16 protein-coding genes and 1 pseudogene are annotated in these 18686 nt (G+C 47.9%); 14 read left to right on the plus strand and 3 right to left on the minus strand.

The window, feature by feature from the left end; all coding sequences use genetic code 11:
* Positions 1-384 precede the first annotated feature (384 nt).
* From ACWA2B_RS00585 to ACWA2B_RS00625, 9 genes and pseudogenes are all read left to right on the plus strand, one after another.
* Positions 385-1617 carry a glycosyltransferase family 4 protein gene (locus tag ACWA2B_RS00585; protein WP_340954630.1) on the plus strand — a complete coding sequence of 411 codons (1233 nt, stop codon included), beginning with the start codon at positions 385-387 and terminating at the stop codon, positions 1615-1617.
* Positions 1614-2856, plus strand: a pseudogene (locus ACWA2B_RS00590) (glycosyltransferase family 4 protein). Before ACWA2B_RS00585 ends, ACWA2B_RS00590 begins: the two are co-directional and overlap by 4 nt.
* Entirely contained in the window at positions 2834-3643 is an 810-nt protein-coding gene (locus ACWA2B_RS00595; RefSeq protein WP_209949657.1) for a WecB/TagA/CpsF family glycosyltransferase, read from the plus strand. The pseudogene ACWA2B_RS00590 and the gene ACWA2B_RS00595 overlap by 23 nt, the downstream one beginning before the upstream one ends.
* Before the next feature lie 51 nt (positions 3644-3694).
* A complete protein-coding gene (locus ACWA2B_RS00600) occupies positions 3695-5035 on the plus strand; it encodes a UDP-glucose dehydrogenase family protein (protein WP_165144669.1) in 1341 nt (446 codons plus the stop codon).
* Positions 5036-5049: 14 nt separating this feature from the next.
* Positions 5050-6027 (plus strand): LCP family glycopolymer transferase, encoded by a 978-nt coding sequence (locus tag ACWA2B_RS00605; protein ID WP_342434951.1) that lies wholly within the window; start codon positions 5050-5052, stop codon positions 6025-6027.
* A gap of 131 nt (positions 6028-6158) precedes the next feature.
* Positions 6159-6650, plus strand: a complete 492-nt coding sequence (locus tag ACWA2B_RS00610; protein ID WP_029516217.1) for a hypothetical protein — start codon at positions 6159-6161, stop codon at positions 6648-6650.
* A 108-nt stretch (positions 6651-6758) separates the two neighbouring features.
* A complete protein-coding gene (locus ACWA2B_RS00615; RefSeq protein WP_449291554.1) occupies positions 6759-7679 on the plus strand; it encodes an ABC transporter ATP-binding protein in 921 nt (306 codons plus the stop codon).
* Positions 7672-8454, plus strand: coding sequence for an ABC transporter permease (locus ACWA2B_RS00620; protein ID WP_029516219.1), 783 nt, complete (start codon positions 7672-7674; stop codon positions 8452-8454). The genes ACWA2B_RS00615 and ACWA2B_RS00620 overlap by 8 nt, the downstream gene beginning before the upstream one ends.
* A gap of 241 nt (positions 8455-8695) precedes the next feature.
* Complete coding sequence (locus ACWA2B_RS00625) at positions 8696-9781, plus strand: AI-2E family transporter (RefSeq protein ID WP_029516220.1); 1086 nt, start codon at positions 8696-8698, stop codon at positions 9779-9781.
* Between the two features lie 39 nt (positions 9782-9820).
* Here the strand turns inward: ACWA2B_RS00625 and ACWA2B_RS00630 are convergent, their stop codons facing one another.
* A complete protein-coding gene (locus ACWA2B_RS00630) occupies positions 9821-10282 on the minus strand; it encodes a bactofilin family protein (protein WP_318626969.1) in 462 nt (153 codons plus the stop codon).
* A 45-nt stretch (positions 10283-10327) separates the two neighbouring features.
* A complete protein-coding gene (locus ACWA2B_RS00635; RefSeq protein ID WP_029516222.1) occupies positions 10328-11359 on the minus strand; it encodes a M23 family metallopeptidase in 1032 nt (343 codons plus the stop codon).
* A 147-nt stretch (positions 11360-11506) separates the two neighbouring features.
* Here ACWA2B_RS00635 and cls point away from each other — a divergent pair, with 147 nt between their 5' ends.
* Together cls and ACWA2B_RS00645 are read left to right on the plus strand one after the other, a co-directional pair.
* Complete coding sequence (gene cls, locus ACWA2B_RS00640) at positions 11507-12937, plus strand: cardiolipin synthase (protein ID WP_069011100.1); 1431 nt, start codon at positions 11507-11509, stop codon at positions 12935-12937.
* A 192-nt stretch (positions 12938-13129) separates the two neighbouring features.
* On the plus strand, positions 13130-14074 hold the full coding sequence (locus ACWA2B_RS00645) for a YitT family protein (RefSeq protein WP_029516224.1): 945 nt from the start codon (positions 13130-13132) through the stop codon (positions 14072-14074).
* Between the two features lie 69 nt (positions 14075-14143).
* On the opposite strand, the gene ligD is transcribed toward ACWA2B_RS00645, so the two are convergent.
* Complete coding sequence (gene ligD / locus ACWA2B_RS00650) at positions 14144-15046, minus strand: non-homologous end-joining DNA ligase (RefSeq protein ID WP_340931604.1); 903 nt, start codon at positions 15044-15046, stop codon at positions 14144-14146.
* A 213-nt stretch (positions 15047-15259) separates the two neighbouring features.
* Here ligD and ACWA2B_RS00655 point away from each other — a divergent pair, with 213 nt between their 5' ends.
* From ACWA2B_RS00655 to ACWA2B_RS00665, 3 genes are read left to right on the plus strand one after another with little or no spacing between them, the layout of a single operon-like run.
* Positions 15260-16528, plus strand: coding sequence for a sulfotransferase family protein (locus ACWA2B_RS00655; protein WP_449291555.1), 1269 nt, complete (start codon positions 15260-15262; stop codon positions 16526-16528).
* Positions 16525-18450 (plus strand): asparagine synthase-related protein, encoded by a 1926-nt coding sequence (locus ACWA2B_RS00660; RefSeq protein ID WP_029516227.1) that lies wholly within the window; start codon positions 16525-16527, stop codon positions 18448-18450. Before ACWA2B_RS00655 ends, ACWA2B_RS00660 begins: the two co-directional genes overlap by 4 nt.
* Positions 18451-18502: 52 nt before the next feature.
* Positions 18503-18631 carry a paeninodin family lasso peptide gene (locus ACWA2B_RS00665; protein ID WP_134902123.1) on the plus strand — a complete coding sequence of 43 codons (129 nt, stop codon included), beginning with the start codon at positions 18503-18505 and terminating at the stop codon, positions 18629-18631.
* The last annotated feature ends 55 nt before the right edge of the window (positions 18632-18686 follow it).

The raw sequence follows: 18686 nt of genomic DNA on the forward strand, positions 1-18686 counted from the left end.
GGCATCTTGGTCAGCTAGCGGTAGTAGTTCCATGTTGTTTTGTGAGCTTGCCATAACCGTACCAAGCTCACAAGCTGTTCGACGAGGTCAGCGCCCTGCATGTATTTGCTCGCGTATCCACGCAGCGAGGGCACTTCATACCCAGCATTCCCTTTTTTTAAATGGGGTGACTTTATGGACACGGTGGTCAGCAGCGGAGCGGTCCATTTGAATCTGAAGAAGCGCTAGCGTTCGCCTTTGCAGTGGGATTCCTACCTCGGAATGTTTTATATATCCAGGAATCCCACTGCAACAGCGATCGGAAGATCAAATGGAACGCGCAGCGTTCTCTGAACCCTCCGTGCTCCATAACTCACTCAATATGAAATGGCAGGAGCCCTGATGATGATTCAAAAAATATTGTATCTCCGCAATTTTGCCAGCAAAGTGAACGGGGACTCATACAATTTACAGGAAGTCGGCTTGGGCAAAGCACTCGTTCGAAAAGGCTACGATTGCGACATTGTTTACTACAACGATCGTAAGGAAACCCATCTGGAACAAGTCTACCGTCACGAAGGATGCACCTTGCGTATTATCTGGCTCCACGGGTTTAAGTTCTTAAGCAACAGCATCTACAGAGATGTTCTCAAAGATTCTTTTCTGGATGCTTATGGTCTGGTCATTACTACAGAATACAACCAGATCATGACCTATCTGCTTTCCCGTAAATGTCCCGATAAGCTGTCGTTGTATCACGGCCCATACCGGGATAACACGCACGCGCTGATCCGCAAACTGTACGATATTATGCTGCTGCCGAAGGTAACAAAATCTCTACGCCGTACCTATGTCAAATCCGATCTCGCCAAGCGCTATCTGGAGAATAAAGGTTTTGACAACGTGGTTACGATTGGAGTCGGACTAGATCGCAGTAAAGTAGAGAGAGCATTCAACAGTGACATCAGCAACAACAGTGAAGACATAAGCGGAGAACGTGAGGAAAACCGTGAGGTCGCGAATGAGCTGCGTCGAATCGGTGATCGTCCGGTACTACTGTATGTTGGTGTACTGGAGGAACGGAGAAATATACGTTTTATGCTGAGTACGTTCAAAAGGGTGCTCCAAAAGCATCCTAGCTGCCTTTTGTTAATGGTCGGGAATGGACGGAAGACGGACACAGACCGCTACTGGACATATGCTCATGAATTGGGAATAACGGACAGTATTATACATTTTACAAGAGTGGAGCAACGTCATCTGTGGCAGGTTTACGGAGCGGCGGATGTGATGCTGTTTCCGACCCAATACGATATTTTTGGTATGGTACTGCTGGAAAGTATGCTGTTTCGCGTGCCGATTATCTCTTCGGTAAACGGGGGCTCGGTTACCTTGATTGAGGACGGAGTGAGCGGAGTGATGCTGAGAAGCTTTTCAGAAGAGGAATGGTCTGGTCGAATAGGCGCTTTGCTGGATAATGGTGAGCTGAGACGAAGTATGGCGGAGAAGGCCTTTCTTACGGTCGAGCGTATGTCGTGGGATCGCATCGCAGATGAAATAGTAAGCCATCAAGGGGTCAAGCCCAAGAATTCTAACCACGTTATGCAATCAACGCAGGAAAGAGGGGCAGCCACGTGAGCCAACAGGTCAGCAGACAGATGAACCCTCCTGTAAGCAAGGTGCTGATCATCCATAACTTTTATCAGCAAAGCGGGGGAGAAGACAAGGTTGTTGAGCAAGAATCGGCTATGCTGCGTTCCAGAGGAATAGAGATAGAACATTACTATGTGCATAACGACAGCATTCAAAGCAGAGGGCTGGCGAACATGGCAAAGCTGGCAGTAGAGGCGGCCTGGTCCCTGCCGGAATTCAAAAGAATCAAGAAGCTGCTTTTACAGGTGAAGCCGGATGTCGTGCATGTGCATAATTTTTTTCCGGTTATATCCCCTTCGGTCTATCATGCTTGTGAACGACTGGGGATTCCGGTTGTCCAGACACTGCATAATTACAGGCTGATTTGTCCGGCGGCAACCTTTATGCGAGGGAATAAGGTTTGTGAAAAATGCCTGCACGGCACGTTGCTGCACTCCATCCGTCATGGATGCTATCGAGGTTCGCAGCTTCAGACGATTCCAGTAGCAGCGATGATTAAGTTCAACGATCTGATCGGTACATGGCGGCACAAGGTAAGTCGCTATATTGCGCTGACGGAGTTTGCACGGGACAAATTTGCCGAAAGCGGTATTCCACTTGATCGTATCGCGGTAAAGCCGAATTTTATCCATCATAAAACCATGAAAACCCAGTATGACTCGAATGATCGTTATTTGTTGTTTGTGGGGCGGATTTCAGCTGAGAAAGGGGTTCGCAATCTGCTGCAAGCTTGGTCACAGTTGGAAGATCGGGGGGGGATTGAGACTGGTCATCATTGGAGATGGTCCGGAAAAGGCTGAATTGGCCGCTGCTTATCCGCAGGAAGATGTTCGGTTTCTCGGTAAGCAGGATGGAGACACGGTACTGGATTGCATGAGCCGGGCCATGTATGTCATGGTTCCTTCCATTTGGTATGAAGGATTTCCTATGACCATTGTAGAGTCTTTTTCTGTTGGAACTCCGGTATTATGCAGCCGGCTCGGCGCACTGGAGGAAGTCGTGGAGGACGGGGTGACGGGTTTCCATTTTCAACATGATGATTTGGAAAATATAAAGACCGTGATTCACCGCGCAGTAGCCTATGAAAACTATGCAGCTATGAGACGGAAGGTGTCGAAAAACTATGCTGCACGCTATACCGAAGAAGTGAATGCGAAGCAGCTGATGGCGATATATAGCGAGGCGATGGAGGAGCATGATTATGAAACAGCTGCCCCAATATAGAGTCGGAAGGATTGCGGATGCAGATATTGCAGCACTTACGTTTCAGGAAACGGTACACACGCTGGAACAATGGGCAGTCGAACGAAAGGACGGCTATGTATGTATTTGCAACACGCATTCCATTGTCACAGCGGGGAATCATCCCGAGTTCCACGAAGCGCTCACTCAAGCTGATTTGTGTACTCCAGATGGTATGCCGTTGGTATGGGCACTCAAGCTGTACGGATTTGAGCGTCAGGATCGGGTAGATGGTCCCAGCCTGATGCTCAAGTTGTGCGAACGTGCGCCGCAGACGAAGGTGAGTATATATTTTTACGGCAGTACGCCAGATACGCTGGATAGCTTAAAAGAAAGAGTAAGACAGGATTACCCTGGAATCCGCATCGCGGGCAGCTTTTCACCACCATTTCGTGAGCTTCATTCAGATGAGGAGGAGCGGATCATTGATGAAATTAATGCGTCCGGCGCGCATATCATATTCGTCAGCTTAGGCTGCCCGAAGCAGGAAATATGGATGCATCGAAACAAAGACCGCATCCGTGGCGTGATGATTGGAGTAGGGGCGGCCTTTGACTATATCACTGGAAAGGTTCGCAGACCGCCGCTAGCGGTACAAAAGCTGGGGCTGGAGTGGCTGTATCGTCTGATCTGCGAACCGAAGCGATTATGGAAGAGGTATGCCTACAACAATCCGATATATGTATACCGTTTTCTAAAATCTTATCGGCAAAACAAACGGCTTACGCTTTATCAAAATCGGCTTGCAGGAAGAGATATAGAGAAGTGAAGTCGGTAATAGCAGGATGCAATGAGACAGCATGTAAAAGGGGGAGTTGCTTTGAAGCTATGTGTAATAGGTGCGGGGTATGTGGGGCTGGTGTCGGGGGTCTGTTTTGCCGCACTCGGGAATACCGTCGTCTGTGTAGATCAGAATGAGGACAAAATTCTTCAGCTGCGTGCAGGTGGGGTGCCGATTTATGAACCGGGATTAAAGGCTCTAATTAAAGATAATGTAGAACAAGGCCGACTAAGCTTTACAACAGATACGGCAGCTTCGGTAGAGGCGGCTGAAATTGTTATTTTGGCGGTCGGCACGCCTTCACTGCCGGGCGGGGAAGCGAACCTGTCCTATATTGAAGAAGCAGCCTGCGAGGTGGCAGACGCCATGAATGGCTACAAAGTCATTGTCACCAAAAGCACGGTGCCTGTCGGAACGAACGAACGCATTCAAAATTGGATTGCGAGCCGCACAAACTATTCTTTTGGTGTGGCTTCGGTTCCTGAATTTTTGCGCGAAGGTTCAGCAGTCATAGACACCCTACAGCCAGATCGAATCATCATCGGAGCTTCCGATCCGCATGTGTCCGCTGTGCTGACTACACTGCACGAGCCGTTGACGACAAATATCGTAACCACAGATATCCGTTCGGCGGAGATGATCAAGTATGCGTCGAATGCTTTTTTGGCGACCAAAATTTCGTTTATTAATGAGATTGCAAATATTTGCGAAAAGGTGGGCGCAGACGTTACACGTGTGGCACACGGTATGGGGCTGGATCAGCGGATCGGCTCCTCCTTTTTGTCTGCAGGTATCGGCTATGGGGGTTCCTGTTTCCCAAAGGATACACAAGCTCTAATCCAAATTGCAGGCAACGTGGACTATGAATTCAAGCTGCTGAAATCTGTGGTGGAAGTGAATCAGGGTCAACGCTTTAACGTGATTCGTAAGCTGAAAGAGGCGCTGGGTGATCTGGAAGGAGCAACGATTGGTATATGGGGACTGGCCTTTAAACCGAATACAGATGACGTAAGAGATGCCCCGGCGCTGGATATTATGCAGTCGCTGCTGGAGGCAGGGGCGCAAATCCGTGCATATGACCCGATCGCTACCGCTAACTTCCGCAGACTGCTGGACAGCTCGGAAGTAACGTGGGCAGATAGCGCACGGGAAGCAGCAGAGGGATGCGACGCACTGTGTCTATTGACGGAATGGGAGGAGTTTGGTGAAATCGGGCTGGGTGAGCTGAATGAGCTTATGAAGTATCCTATTATGATCGATGGACGCAATGTGTATAGCGAGGAGCAAATCAGACAATCCGTCTTTGCATACTATTCTGTCGGTAGGCCACAGATGAACAATCTGGATGTAGATCGTCATCAGTCTGTAGTAAATCCGTAAAGGGGAGGCTGCATATGAAACGGTGGCTGAAGATAACATTGGGGGCTGCGGCGTTATTGGTCATAGGGGCTACTGCCTACACCGCTTATGTGTATCATTCTTTTAAAACAGCGGCGAATGCGATGTATCATCCGCGCAGCATCGTGCAGCCTGGGGCGGTTTCTACCCTTGCAACGGGCGGAGCAGGGCGATCCGTAGATACAGACTCTGGATCAATTACACCCAATCCGGCAGCCATCTCCCAGTTCAAGCCGTTCACCGTGCTGGTGCTGGGCGTAGATCGGCGGTCTCACGATCCAGGACGATCGGATACGATGATCGTCTTGTCTGTTAACCCTGCCGAAGGCTCTATGTTGATGTTCAACATTCCGCGTGATACGCGAACAGAGTTGATCGGTAGGGGGCGTGAGGACAAAATCAATCACGCTTTTGCTTTTGGGGGCGTGGATATGTCGATCCGTACGGTAGAACATTTTTTGAACTATCCGATAGATTACTATGTACAGATGAACATGGAAGGGTTTGCGAAAATGGTGGACCTTGTGGGGGGAGTCGAGGTTCATAATCCACTTGATTTTCAATATGAGGGTCATCATTTTGCACAGGGTAATTTGAACTTGAGCGGGGCTGAGGCGTTGGCCTACGCCCGTATGCGTTTCGATGATCCACGTGGGGATCTCGGAAGAAATGCTCGCCAGCGGGAGCTACTCAAGCAAATTCTTGCCCAGTCCATCAGCAAGGAAGGGCTGTTGAGGGTAAAACCGATACTGGAGGCAGCGGGGGAGCAGATTCGCACAGACATTACCTTTGACGATATGACCACCTTCCTGACCCGGATTGGTCCGTCCCTCAAGCAGACGGATACCGTTGAACTGAAGGGACATGGGCGTAAAATCAACGGCGTGTATTATTACATAGTGGATGAACAGGAACGCCAGCGTATCCATGGAGTGCTGGAGAAGCATAGGCTTACCACTGCCGTATCGCCTTAGGTAAGCCTTATGTAGGCGGGTGCCCTGTTGGGAGGTCACCCGTTATTTTCTTCTAAAGTCTTCTAAAAAAGGCTTGTCCCACATACATCTGTAGAGAATTCGGTATAGTCCAACAGAGGGAGGGGCAATGTGTGCTGTTTAGAAGGAGAGCGGCTTCGGCGTTCGTTCGTAAGCTATTATATTTTGCCATCATAGGTGGATTGTTATGGCTGCTGTGGCTGGGTCTGCGTGGGGTGATGTCTACAGGCGAGGGCGATCAAGCGGTAGAAGCACTAAACGAGTTCTACACGATGGAGCAATCGGGAAATTTCGGAGGTTCATGGGAGCTTTTTCATTCGCAAATAAAAAAGAAATTCGAGAAATCTACGTATGTACAGCAGCGTGCGCACGTTTTTATGCAGGATATGGGGACGGATACGTTCACGTTTGAACTGGGGGAGCCGCAGACTGAATATGACATTCGTACGGATCAGAATGGAGAAGAGTTAGGGAAAGTTTACCGTATTACGGTCACTCAGCATTACAAGACCCGATTCGGTAATTTTGATATCGTACAGCCTTGTTATGTGACGCAGGAAGATGAGAAATGGCGGGTGCTTTGGATATACAAGGACAAGGAATAGAGGTTGCGAGGTGTTTCTAAAAGGTTAAATATGGTACAATACTTCCAAAACCGGAAATGTACAGTAAATGGATAACAGCTTCACACCGGATGGAAGGAGTTTCATAGCATGCAGCAAGCGACAGGACAGGTTCCCGTCATACGTATGGAGGGTGTGAGTAAAATCATTTCCTCCAAAGCGATCGTGGATGATCTGACGCTGGAGGTTCCGGCGGGGCAGGTATTTGGTTTCCTTGGACCCAATGGTGCGGGAAAAACGACAACCATCCGTATGATGGTTGGCCTGATTTCGATCAGCAAGGGCGATATTCATATTTGTGGAGACAGCATTAATACTGATTTTGAAAAGGCCGTTTCCCATGTCGGCGCGATTGTTGAGAACCCGGAGATGTACAAGTTTTTGACAGGCTATCAAAATTTGCAGCATTTTGCGCGAATGTCTCCTGGGGTGACCCAAGAACGCGTGGATGAAGCGATTCGTTTGGTGGGACTCGGAAACCGGATTCACGATAAAGTAAAAACCTATTCGCTCGGGATGCGACAGCGACTTGGAGTAGCTCAGGCGATTTTGCATCGACCGAAGCTGCTTGTGCTGGACGAGCCGACCAATGGTTTGGACCCGCAGGGTATTCGTGAACTGCGGGATTATTTGCGTCAATTGACCCGTACGGAGGGAATTACCGTATTCGTATCAAGTCATTTGTTGTCCGAGATGGAGCTGATGTGCGACCGTGTAGCCATTATTCAGAGCGGACGGCTGGTTGATATCAAGCAACTGAAGAACACAGGGGAGGAAGTGCAGACGGCGGAAATTGCTTTTGAGGTAAATGATGCCGAACAAGCCTATGCGCTTGCTGGAGCAGGACGCGTTGAAGGTAATAAATTGCTGCTTCACCTGGAGCGGGAACAGATCGCAGAGATGAACAGCCTGCTGGCTGCAAACGGAATTAAAGTATATGCGATTCGCCCGGTTGCCCGTACGCTGGAAGATCAATTTTTGGAAGTGACGGGAGGCGGGTTCATTGGGTGATTTCTTCAAGCTGGTACATAACGAAAATCTGAAAATTTACCTGCGTGTGCGCACATGGATTATGCTGGGGTTGCTGGCGGTCATCACTGCTGCGATTCCGATGCTGATCTCCCTGGTTTCCGATCAGGTCAGTGTGTGGGATGGGATTGCGTTGACGACGTTGTTTACGTTTTTCCTCAATACGACGTTTACGGTCATTGTAGCTGCTGATTCGGTGGCTGGTGAATTTACTTGGGGAACGATTAAGCTGCTGCTCATCCGACCTTGGACTCGCAGCAAAATATTGTTGTCCAAGTATATATCCGTGATTTTGTTCAGTTTGCTCGGAACGATCATTTTGATCTTGATGGTTACGCTGTCCTCATGGCTGATGTTATCCAAGGATGCACCAGCGGGTTCTGTTCCGCTGTTCAGTGATCCGATATCTTACGTAACGTTGAACTTCTTGTATAGCTATATTGCCTTGTTCGTGACGATGGCCTTTGCTTTTATGCTGTCCGCTGTTTTCCGTTCCAGTGCCTTGGCGATTGGGCTGTCGCTGTTCATGATGTTCACCAAAACAATCTATAACTCTATTGGCTTGTTCAGCACAGATCGTTTTGAATGGACCAAATACGTACTATTTACGCATATGGATCTGAAAAAATATCTAGATATGCCGCCGGGTACGGTAAGTTCCAGTCTAACCTTTTCGCTCACCGTGCTGGCCGCTTATTATGTGATTTTTATCGCCATTGCCTGGGTGGTTTTCGTAAAACGGGATGTTTCAACCTAAATCGCAGTGTCTTAGAGTTACACAAAGGACGTTCAAATGCTCAGCATTTGGACGTCCTTTTATTATTTCAGGATTTTGCAAAATCCTCATTTAACACTGTTTTATCCAGTATCTATGTCATTTTTGTTACATATTCTGCGTGCAGGGGTATATTGTAATCTATTTTCAGCAAGAATCAATCAATAGGGTCATTTTGCGTTTAAAGAGGTAGAGAGAAATAGAACAGAGGGGGCCGCATGGTATGCTGCAAAATAATCGTTTTTTTCGTGTAACTACAGGTATCGTCATGCTATTACTCATCATTTACTTGGGCACCAAAGTAAGTTTTATATTTAGTCCTCTCGTATCCTTGGTCAGCTTGCTGGTGGTACCGTTAATGCTATCTTTTTTCCTCTATTATTTATTAAGGCCGATTGTGGATGTAATGGAACGGAGAAAAATCAAACGATCGATCTCCATCTTGCTGATTTATTTGGTCATTGGAGTGTTATTGTTTGTTTTCTCATGGGGTGTGTGGCCTACGCTGCGTGATCAAGTAACCAATTTATTTGAAAATGCGCCGAAGCTCATTAAAAGTCTGGTTGATCAATTGAGCCAATGGCGGCATAATCAATCCTTGAGACAAGTGCTGCCTCCGGGTGAAGACCCGCTGTCACAACTGTCAGATACGTTGAACGAAGCCTTTTCGACGCTATCTGATTATTCGGTAAAGCTGGTATCGTTCGTGTCCTACTTTTTTATCGTATTGGCTACCTTTCCCATATTGCTCTATTACATGCTGAAGGAAGGGAGCAAGTTTGGCCCTAAAATGCTAAACTTCTTTCCTAAAAAATATCACAAGGACGCATTGGAGGTTATGGAAGATATCGATAGTGCACTCAGCAGCTTTATCGTCAGTCGGGTGCTGATCAATGTCGCGTTGGGTGTGATGATGTTCCTTGGATTTTTGATTATTGGTTTGCCTTATGCCTTGCTGCTCGCCGTTATTTCGATTTTCCTTAATTTTATTCCCTATGTGGGGGCAGTGGCTGCTTCTATACCCGTGGTTATTATTGGATTTCTCGAATCACCTTCGATGGCGCTCTGGTCGCTGGTCGTGGTGATTGCTGCACAGCAAATTCAGGATAATTGGCTGTCACCTATAGTTTTTGGTAAACAGCTGGATATTCATCCGTTGACTGTCGTTATTTTACTGTTAGTTGGTGGCGACCTGCTCGGGATTCTGGGTATCATTTTGGTGATTCCATTGTATATGTGCGGAAAAATCGTCATACGCAAGGTATACCAATTATTTTTGGAACGCAGAGTGGAGGATATTATGGAATGAATGGAGAATGCACTGGATTTAAAGGAGTATATACTGACTTTACCCTGCTTCGGATTGCAGAGCGGCTTGGCTGTCCTCCCTGTCTTTGCTGAAACTAGATTGGGTTTCGTCGTTTGGCTCATCCGTAGAAGTTGACAACTCTACATCCTTTGTTCGGTTCATTTGACTTGTGCCGTCCAGTACACCGCCTTCAGAAATGACCAATGCAGCGGTCGCGGTATTTCCGTACAGCTCACCTGTCGGCGTAATGGTCAGTCGTCCTTCTGTAGTAATGCTGCCGAACACCTTACCGGCAAGAATGACGTCTTGTGCGAAGATGTCCGAACGTACAACAGCAGATTCTCCAATGACGACAGTACGAGTGCTACGGATATCGCCCTGAAAATGACCGTCAATCCGAATATTGGCCTCTGCTTCAACTGTACCTTCAAAGCTGGTGCCATTAGCGAGCAGTGTATCCATAGCTGGGGTGGAGAGCTTTTTTTTGGATTCCTTAAACATGATGGTTTTCCCCCAATCTTTTATTGTGAAAATTTTGCAAAATCCTCATTGTACATACAGTAATGGATCGACAGGTTGGTTATGCTTGACGATCTGAAAATGAAGATGAGGTCCTGTGCTTCTCCCGGTACTTCCCAGCAGACCGATGGTCTGTCCTTTGTGGACACGATCTCCTGGAGCCACCTGCATGCCGCTCAGGTGCATATACCAGCTCTGGAGTCCGTCAGGATGCTGGATGATGATGCACTTGCCGCGGGCTCCACTAGAAGCAGCCTCCAAGACGGTGCCTGCTCCTGCTGCATAGACAGGATCACCGGTTTGTCCGGCAATGTCCACGCCTGAATGAAAGGCAGATCTACCCGTAAAAGGGTCGCTGCGATAGCCGAAGCTGGAGGTCATTCGCCGTGAACCTACAGGCCAAACGGAGGGTTTCCCTTGCACGGCAAGAGCCAGCCTACGAGTCTGGAGTAACTGTGCGGCTTGTTTGCGCTCCAGATTTTGCTGGACGGCATTTGCTTGCTGAATAGAGCGAGGAACCGTACGTTCCACCGTGTCCAACAGAGATTCGATCTCCTGAAAATCATCCATTGCCTGGCGAGTTAGGAAGGCAGTATTTTCATGTACTGCGATCAGCTCACCCCCAATATGGCCGGAAGCATCCCAGGAGAGCGGAGTCATGGTCTTTTTATGGTTACTTGTGGCAGATGAGTTTCCGTGTTTACGAATGAATTGTTGCATTTGCTGTTCCAGCTCTGTTACGCGCTGAAGGCGTTCACGAATATGGGTGGCTTGATTTGTCAGCTCCATGACTTCCTGCCGTAGTCGCCCAATGGCTGCATCCTTGTCCGCTACCGTGACCTCCATCTGCAAACTCTGGACAGCAAGATTCGTTTCCATTTGGGAAATAATATGGGAAGAACGGATTTGCAGCCCGATCACGAGCGTAGAGATAGACGCGATCACAAGAGTCGGGACGAGAATGACAGCGGCTGTAGAGCATTGTAGCTGCTTGGGCGGTTGCTGTGCATCCCGAATAACAAGCAGGGTCATCCGGCGATTTAGGCTTCCTTTTTTCATAATCGCTCCTTTCCGGACATCGCTCCTATAGTGCTTGGTTACTATCTATTCAGCTTAAGAGGCAAACATGTCAAAAAAAATTGGAGCTTAGTATAAAACGTAGATGAGGATTTTGCAAAATCCTGAGATATATAAGGAGGCTTAGACATGCTGTGGTTGCTGTTGGTTTTAATTGTTTTTATTTTTCAGACCGGGACGATTCTGCTCTTTGAATTTCGCAAGCCGTCCAAAGCGGTAGCCTGGCTTTTTATTTTGTTTTGCTTCCCGCTCATTGGCTTTGTCGTGTACTACTTTGTTGCACAGGATTATCAGAAGCGTAAAGTGGTTCGAAAAGGGGGATCGCAGCTGTTTCGTGAATTCCGCGAGCGTCTATGGGCGCAATCCAAGGTCATTGAACATGTGGAGCAAATGCATAATCCTCATTTCAAACATCAGGAGCGCCTGTTTAACCAGTTAATTCGTATGTCGGAAAACCCGTTGACTGGATGTAACCGCACACGTGTGCTGACGAACGGTGAAGAAGCCTTCGAGGCCATGCTGGCAGCGATGGAACATGCGCAACATCATATCCATGTGGAGTTTTACATATTTCGGGCCGACGAAATCGGAAGAAAGTTTCAAGAGGTCATGATCCGCAAGGCACGTGAGGGAGTAAAAGTACGATTCGTTGTAGACGGTGTGGGGAGCTACAATTTACCCTATTCCTTTATTCGCACCTGTAGTGAGGCGGGAGTGGAATTTCATTATTTTCTACCTCCGTTTTTCGCCACACTGGACCGCCGGATTAACTATCGCAATCACAGGAAAATCGTGGTGGTAGATGGCATGGTTGGATTTGTAGGAGGGATTAATGTAGGCGACGATTATCTCGGAAAATACCCCAAAGTAGGATTTTGGAGGGATACGCATTTGCAGATTGAAGGAGATAGCGTCTATTTTCTACAAAATGCGTTTCTTAGTGACTGGAAGCTGGCCTCAGGGGAGAGACTGATGGATGTGAATTTATTTCCTCCACATACCTGTACCGGGGATGAGGAAGTACAGATTTTGAGCAGCGGTCCCGATCAGGTATGGGATACGATTCAGGAAATGTGCTTTGGGGCGCTCACAGTTGCCAAAAAGCGGATTTGGATTACGACGCCGTATTTTATTCCCGATCCGGGCATTTATGAGGCGCTCAAGCTGGCGGCAGTCAGTGGCGTAGATGTGAAAATTATTATTCCCTATCAGTCCGATTCGAAGTTAGTTCATTTGGCGTCTCTGTCCTATGTACAGGAACTGCTGGAGGCAGGGGTGGAGTTCTACCAATATCGAAAAGGATTTATTCATGCCAAAGTGGTGATTGTCGATGATTTACTCGGCTCGGTCGGGACCGCCAATATGGACATGCGCAGCTTTTTCTATAATTTTGAGTTGACCGCTGTAGTTTTTGCTAATTCAGCGCTGGAACGGCTTTCGGCAGATTTTGTAGAGGACATTTCCAACTCCTCACGCATAGATTTAAACGTGTTCCGCAGACGGCCTAGATCTCAGAAAACAGCTGAAATTCTAACTCGCATGCTCTCTCCACTCCTATAAAGGCGATTTTCGCCGTTTTTATCGCTATAATCCCGCTTTATTGTGATTTATGTGCTCTTTGCTAACTTTTTTGCGCGAAATCACAGTTTTGTGATATACTATTTATATAAATAGCGCGGTAAAGAATAGGGGACTGCGGATAGCAGCCCCTTTTTTGTCCAATATATCATACTGTAACGGGGGGATTTATATATGAGTGTAGTGAGCAAGGAAGTCCAAAGTTTATCTGAGATTACAGATGTGACCGGAGAGTTGACCAAGATCAGCAAAATTCCAGCTAATCCGAAGAACAAAGTAAAACGCCTGTTTCAGCGTGCAGCCATGATTGTAGTTGGTGCAGCTCTGATGGCAGTGGGATTGGAAATATTTCTGGTTCCTAACGGCGTTATTGACGGAGGCGTTACAGGTATTTCCATTATGGCCTCCAAGATTACTGGCTATCCGCTCGGTATTTTCCTGACCCTGTTGAACCTTCCATTTTTACTTATCGGCTACAAACAAATTGGTAAAACCTTCGCTTTATCCACATTATTCGGTATCGTCGTTATGTCCATTGGAACCGCGTTACTTCACAATGTAAGTGCGTTGACTCCTGGTGAACCGCTGCTCGGCGCTATTTTTGGGGGCGTCATTCTCGGTGTTGGGGTGGGTCTTGTGATTCGGTCCGGCGGTTCGCTGGATGGAACAGAGATCGTAGCTATTCTCGTCAGTGAAAAGACTCCTTTTTCGGTCGGTGAGATCGTACTGTTCGTTAACATATTCATTCTGGGAAGTGCAGGTTTTGTGTTCGGTTGGCCAAATGCCCTGTATTCCATGATTGCTTATTATATCGCCATGAAAATGATTGATATTACGATTGAAGGTCTGGATCAGTCCAAATCGGTCTGGATTATTAGTGACAAATACCGTGATATCGGGGATGCCCTGACGGATCGTCTTGGACGGGGCGTAACTTATCTGGAAGGTGAAGGTGGCTTTACAGGCGAAAGCAAGAAAGTGATTTTCGTCGTCATCACCCGACTGGAGGAAGCGAAGCTGAAGAGCATCGTTGAAGATTGGGACCCGCACGCTTTCGTTGCGATCGGTAACATTCACGATGTGAAGGGCGGACGCTTTAAGAAAAAAGGAATACACTAGCGCAAGGGGACAATTTCTCAGCCTAATGGCTGTGGGGTTCGTCCCCTTTTTTATTCTTCCAAGCATGGATCAGGTTCGGTGTGCCTTGGTGCGCATATGCTTGAGGACGTCTTCTACAGGTTGGGGAGGAACCTTGTCGATCAAGTCGCCTACCCGATTTAGTCGTTCCTCAATATTCAGCAAATGGTAGTCAAGTGGTGATACATCTTGCCGTACCTCTTCCCATGTTAGCGGAGTGGAGACCGTAGCGCCGGGGCGTGCCCGCGGGGTATAAGGAGCGGCCAGAGTTTTCCCCTGATAATGCTGCAAATAATCAAAATAGATGGCTGTTCCACGATCCTTCTTTAACCTTTCGAGTGTGAACAGATGCGGGTGCTTTTCTGTCACAAACTGTCCGACTAATAGCCCGATGCTGCGAAGTTCGTCGAAGGTTATGCCTGTACGGATCGGAACGATAATTTGTACACCTGTGGCCCCGGATGTTTTGGGGACGGAGTCCAAACCAAGCGAAGCCAGTACTTCACCGACAATAGAGGCTGCCTCCATAATACGTGGCTCCACCTCTCTGGATGGATCAAGGTCAATCATCCATTCACAGGGCAGCTTGTTTCCCGCTTCGTGCAGAGAGGGGTGGAATTCCAACGCAGCTTGATTACCAAGCCAGAGGAGTTGTGGCAATTTGCCGAGCACGATATATTCAATGCCATCATGCAGGGCGGTTTCAATATAGTCCGGCCGAGGACGTGGGGCATTTTTCTGATAAAAAAAATCACCGTGAATCCCATGTGGCCAGCGGATGACGGTCAGCAGACGATGATGACAATATTTGAGCAGGAAGGGAGCCAGTACCGCGAGCTTGCGAAGATACAGCGCCTTAGTCACGCCTGCTTCAGGCCACAGCGGTTTATCCGGGTTGGTGATAGGAATTTCCTGACCTTCAATGGTAATAGTACCTTTAACAGCTTGTCCCATTGTGCTATCCTCCTTTGGCTAATATGCAGCAAAATCTTTATTTACAGGCTGATTGTTAAGCTTTTAGATCTACATAGGGTTTAACATGAACGTGAAGTGCTGAATTTATCCATCAAAAGGATTGACAAGATACATTATGTATCATAAATTTATAATAAAAATACGATATGTATCTATTAAAGTGTCTTGAGCAGAGGTAGAGGAGGAGTTTGCTTGATTGAAAAGCAAGGCGGAGGGCTGGTATTCCTGTTAAGTGTCCCTCGGAGTGGAAGCTCGTTGCTTACCGCCATTTTGCAAAACCATTCCCGCCTGTTTGCCACGCAGGAAATGTGGTTTCTGCTCAGTTTATATGATCTTCCGCAGTCACATGCACGCCCATATGGAGGAACAGGGATACTCCGGCAATTTTTTAAAGGTATGGTCCCCTCCGACGTATTGGAGCAGGCCTCCCGTTCGTATGCACTTGAAATATATAATGGTTTGCTTCAAGGAACAACAGCAGATATGCTTATCGACAAATCCCCGCGTTACTATACGGTGCTGGAATTTATAGACCGTTTATTCCCTGCTGCCCGCAGGTTGTGGCTTATCCGAAATCCTTTGGCCATTGTGGCCTCATTCAAAAAGGTCAATCAGCTACGGAACGGACGTTTTCAACTACTGGAGGAACTGGGGAGTCCGCATTTTAATATGAAAATGACGGATATTACGGTTGGTTTGTTCCGTTACGCTCATTATTTTGCTGCACCTCATTCACTTGCATACCCGCTTAGGTACGAACAGCTCGTATCCAATCCAACGACGGAGATTGAGAAGCTGTGCGGTTTTCTAGGAATCCATTATGAAGCGGGAATGGAAAAGTACGGAGACTTCGCGGATACGCCCAAATCCAGTCTTTTTTATAGTATGGGAGCGGGCGATCCATTCGTAGGAGAGCATGAACAGGCGCATCAGGATTCGGTACATAGCTGGCAACATGTGTTGAGTAAAAGGGAAATTGAGCTGTATTGCAGAAGCATTGGGTCCCGCATGTTTAAGCAACTTGGTTACGCGGAAGCGCTGGAGCAGGCTGAACAGATGACTGGAGTTCGCTTTGAAGATGAGCCAGATATGGAGCTGCTGAGTCGACGTACACAACAATTCCTCCAGCAAAGCGGCTTTGAATGGAAGGCAGCTTATCGGATGCTGGAAGAACAGGATACAGATAACAGAGAACTCATGACAAATGCAATCCATCATACTCCACCCCAAGATCCGACATGGATGCATGTGGACCAGAGCGTGAACGATCGACGGATCCAATCACTGGAAAACAGGTTGGCACATAGCTATGAGGAGCGGAACCGTCTTATCGCTCAGCTTCAAAGCTATCAACGCCCACATCAAGGTCTCCGATCTCGCAGCCTCTTGGCCCGTAAACTCAGGTACTTGGCGTCTGTAGCATTATCAAGTATAGGAAAAGAAAAAGGGGGAAGAACGTGAGTGCGATTGCCGGAATCTATAGCTTTGGGCATGAGTCTGTATGCACCGAAGAAGGCGGGAAAATGATGCAGGCCCTGCGGAAATATCCCGCTGACCGCGTATGCGCTTGGTGTGAAGGCTCTATTTTTTTGGGTTGTCATGCCCAGTATGTGACCCCGGAATCTGTTCATGAGCGTCTTCCCTTTTATGATGAGCTAAGAGATTTGGCAATCACGGCGGATGCGATTATTGACAATCGTTCCGAGCTGTTTGAACGGCTGGGAGTTGAGCAGGAACGGCGGCAAGATATCACGGACAGCGAGCTGATTTTGCTGGCATATGACAAATGGGGAGTGGAGGCAGCCAGTTATCTGATAGGTGATTTTGCCTTTGTCATTTGGGATGCCAAGGAATATCGATTATATGGTGCTCGAGATATGACAGGCCATCGTACGCTGTACATCTACCAACATGACCGAGGATTCGCGTTTAGCACGGTAGTCGCTCCGCTTTTGGCCCTGTCCTCTCTGCGAAAAGAACTGCATGAACCGTGGCTGGCCGAATTTTTGTCCATCCGCACCATGCAGGAATCCGTCGATATCGGGACGACCGCCTACAAGCATATCAACCAGCTTCCTCCTGCACATTGGTTCACTATGGAGGAGGGGAAGCGAACCCTTCATAAATATGCATGCCTGGATGAGGTAGAGCCACTGCGGCTCAAAACAGGAGGTGAGTACATAGAAGCTTTCCACGAGGTGTTCACACAGGCGGTCACTGCCCGATTACGGACGCATCGCGCTGTAGGGGCTGCCTTGAGCGGAGGGCTGGATTCCGGAGCGGTTGCCAGCTTTGCCGCGCCAGCGCTGCACTTGCAACAAAAGCCGCTACATGCCTACAGCTATGTGCCTGTTCAAGATTTTACAGACTGGACACCGCCTACATTGCTGGCGAACGAACGAAGCTACATTCATTCTACGGCTCGCTATGTGGGCAACATTCACGAGAACTATATGGATTTTGAGGGAAAAAGTCCGTTTTCAGAAATTGATATTTGGCTGGATTTGATGGAGGCTCCCTACAAATATTTTGAAAACTCCTTCTGGATCAGAGGTTTTTATGAAAAAGCGCAGGAACACAATGTCGGTGTACTGTTGACCGGGGCACGAGGCAATTTTTCCGTATCGTGGGGCCCTGCACTGGACTATTATGCCCGTCAGTTTCGTCATTTGCACTGGTTGCAATCCTTTCAGGGATTGAGGCGGTACAGCAAGCTTACGGGCAGGCGTATGTCTCATCTACTCCCCGTGATGTTGAAGAAAGCGACTTCACTTGAACCTCGTTTATGGCTGCGGCGTGGCCATCGCAGTCCCGTTCCTTCACTGATTCACCCAGAGTTTGCCCAACGGATGAATGTAGAAGATATTCCTGTATTGAGCGGAACAGGTTGGATGAAAAATGCCGATCAGACGAGAAAAGAGAAGTTCTCAAATTTGGCGATTGCCAACAAAAATGGTGTGGTCGCGACCAAACTTTCACTACGTTACGGCCTATGGGAACGTGATCCGACCGGGGACAGCCGGGTAATTCGCTTTTGCTTATCGGTGCCTTTTGAGCAGTATGTACAAAACGGTCGGGACCGTGCCCTCATTCGTACGGCCATGCGTGATCATCTACCTGATGATGTTCGGTTGAACCAGCGGGTACGCGGCGTGCAGCCTGCAGATTGGCTACATCGTATGCTTCCTTGTTGGGATACGTTTATGGGGGAGCTTCAACTGATGTGTCATGATTTACGAGCCGCCGAATATCTCAATATTGAGTTTATTAAGACGGCTATGGCAAAACTTCACCACCCCGGCCCTGAGCAGGCGTCTGATCCGAATATAAGACTACTCATGCATAGCCTGATTGTGTACCGTTTTCTCTGTAGATTCAACTGATCGAATCTGTTCGGTCAGACAGTTCGCCATTCGTTGGAGGGGAGGTGATGAAATGAGTAAAAAAGAATGGCAGGAACCGACGATAGAGGTGCTGGATATTAGCCAGACCATGGCGGGTAAAGGCTGGAGACAGATTGATTGGGTGTCCGACCACGATGCCGATATCTATAATCCAAGCTAATAGATGGTTATACATGTTATACATGCAGCCAATGTTGGACTGGAAGCCAGACAAC

It is taken from the genome of Paenibacillus sp. CMM36, assembly GCF_053570945.1.

Excerpts from the sequence above, each read along its gene's own strand:
- ACWA2B_RS00585 (WP_340954630.1), top strand. The coding sequence starts at position 385 with ATGATTCAAAAAATATTGTATCTCCGCAATTTTGCCAGCAAAGTGAAC.
- ACWA2B_RS00595 (WP_209949657.1), top strand. The coding sequence starts at position 2,834 with ATGAAACAGCTGCCCCAATATAGAGTCGGAAGGATTGCGGATGCAGAT.
- ACWA2B_RS00605 (WP_342434951.1), top strand. The coding sequence starts at position 5,050 with ATGAAACGGTGGCTGAAGATAACATTGGGGGCTGCGGCGTTATTGGTC.
- ACWA2B_RS00615 (WP_449291554.1), top strand. The coding sequence starts at position 6,759 with ATGCAGCAAGCGACAGGACAGGTTCCCGTCATACGTATGGAGGGTGTG.
- ACWA2B_RS00625 (WP_029516220.1), top strand. The coding sequence starts at position 8,696 with ATGCTGCAAAATAATCGTTTTTTTCGTGTAACTACAGGTATCGTCATG.
- ACWA2B_RS00630 (WP_318626969.1), bottom strand. The coding sequence starts at position 10,282 with ATGTTTAAGGAATCCAAAAAAAAGCTCTCCACCCCAGCTATGGATACA.
- ACWA2B_RS00635 (WP_029516222.1), bottom strand. The coding sequence starts at position 11,359 with ATGAAAAAAGGAAGCCTAAATCGCCGGATGACCCTGCTTGTTATTCGG.
- cls (WP_069011100.1), top strand. The coding sequence starts at position 11,507 with ATGCTGTGGTTGCTGTTGGTTTTAATTGTTTTTATTTTTCAGACCGGG.
- ACWA2B_RS00645 (WP_029516224.1), top strand. The coding sequence starts at position 13,130 with ATGAGTGTAGTGAGCAAGGAAGTCCAAAGTTTATCTGAGATTACAGAT.
- ligD (WP_340931604.1), bottom strand. The coding sequence starts at position 15,046 with ATGGGACAAGCTGTTAAAGGTACTATTACCATTGAAGGTCAGGAAATT.
- ACWA2B_RS00665 (WP_134902123.1), top strand. The coding sequence starts at position 18,503 with ATGAGTAAAAAAGAATGGCAGGAACCGACGATAGAGGTGCTGGATATT.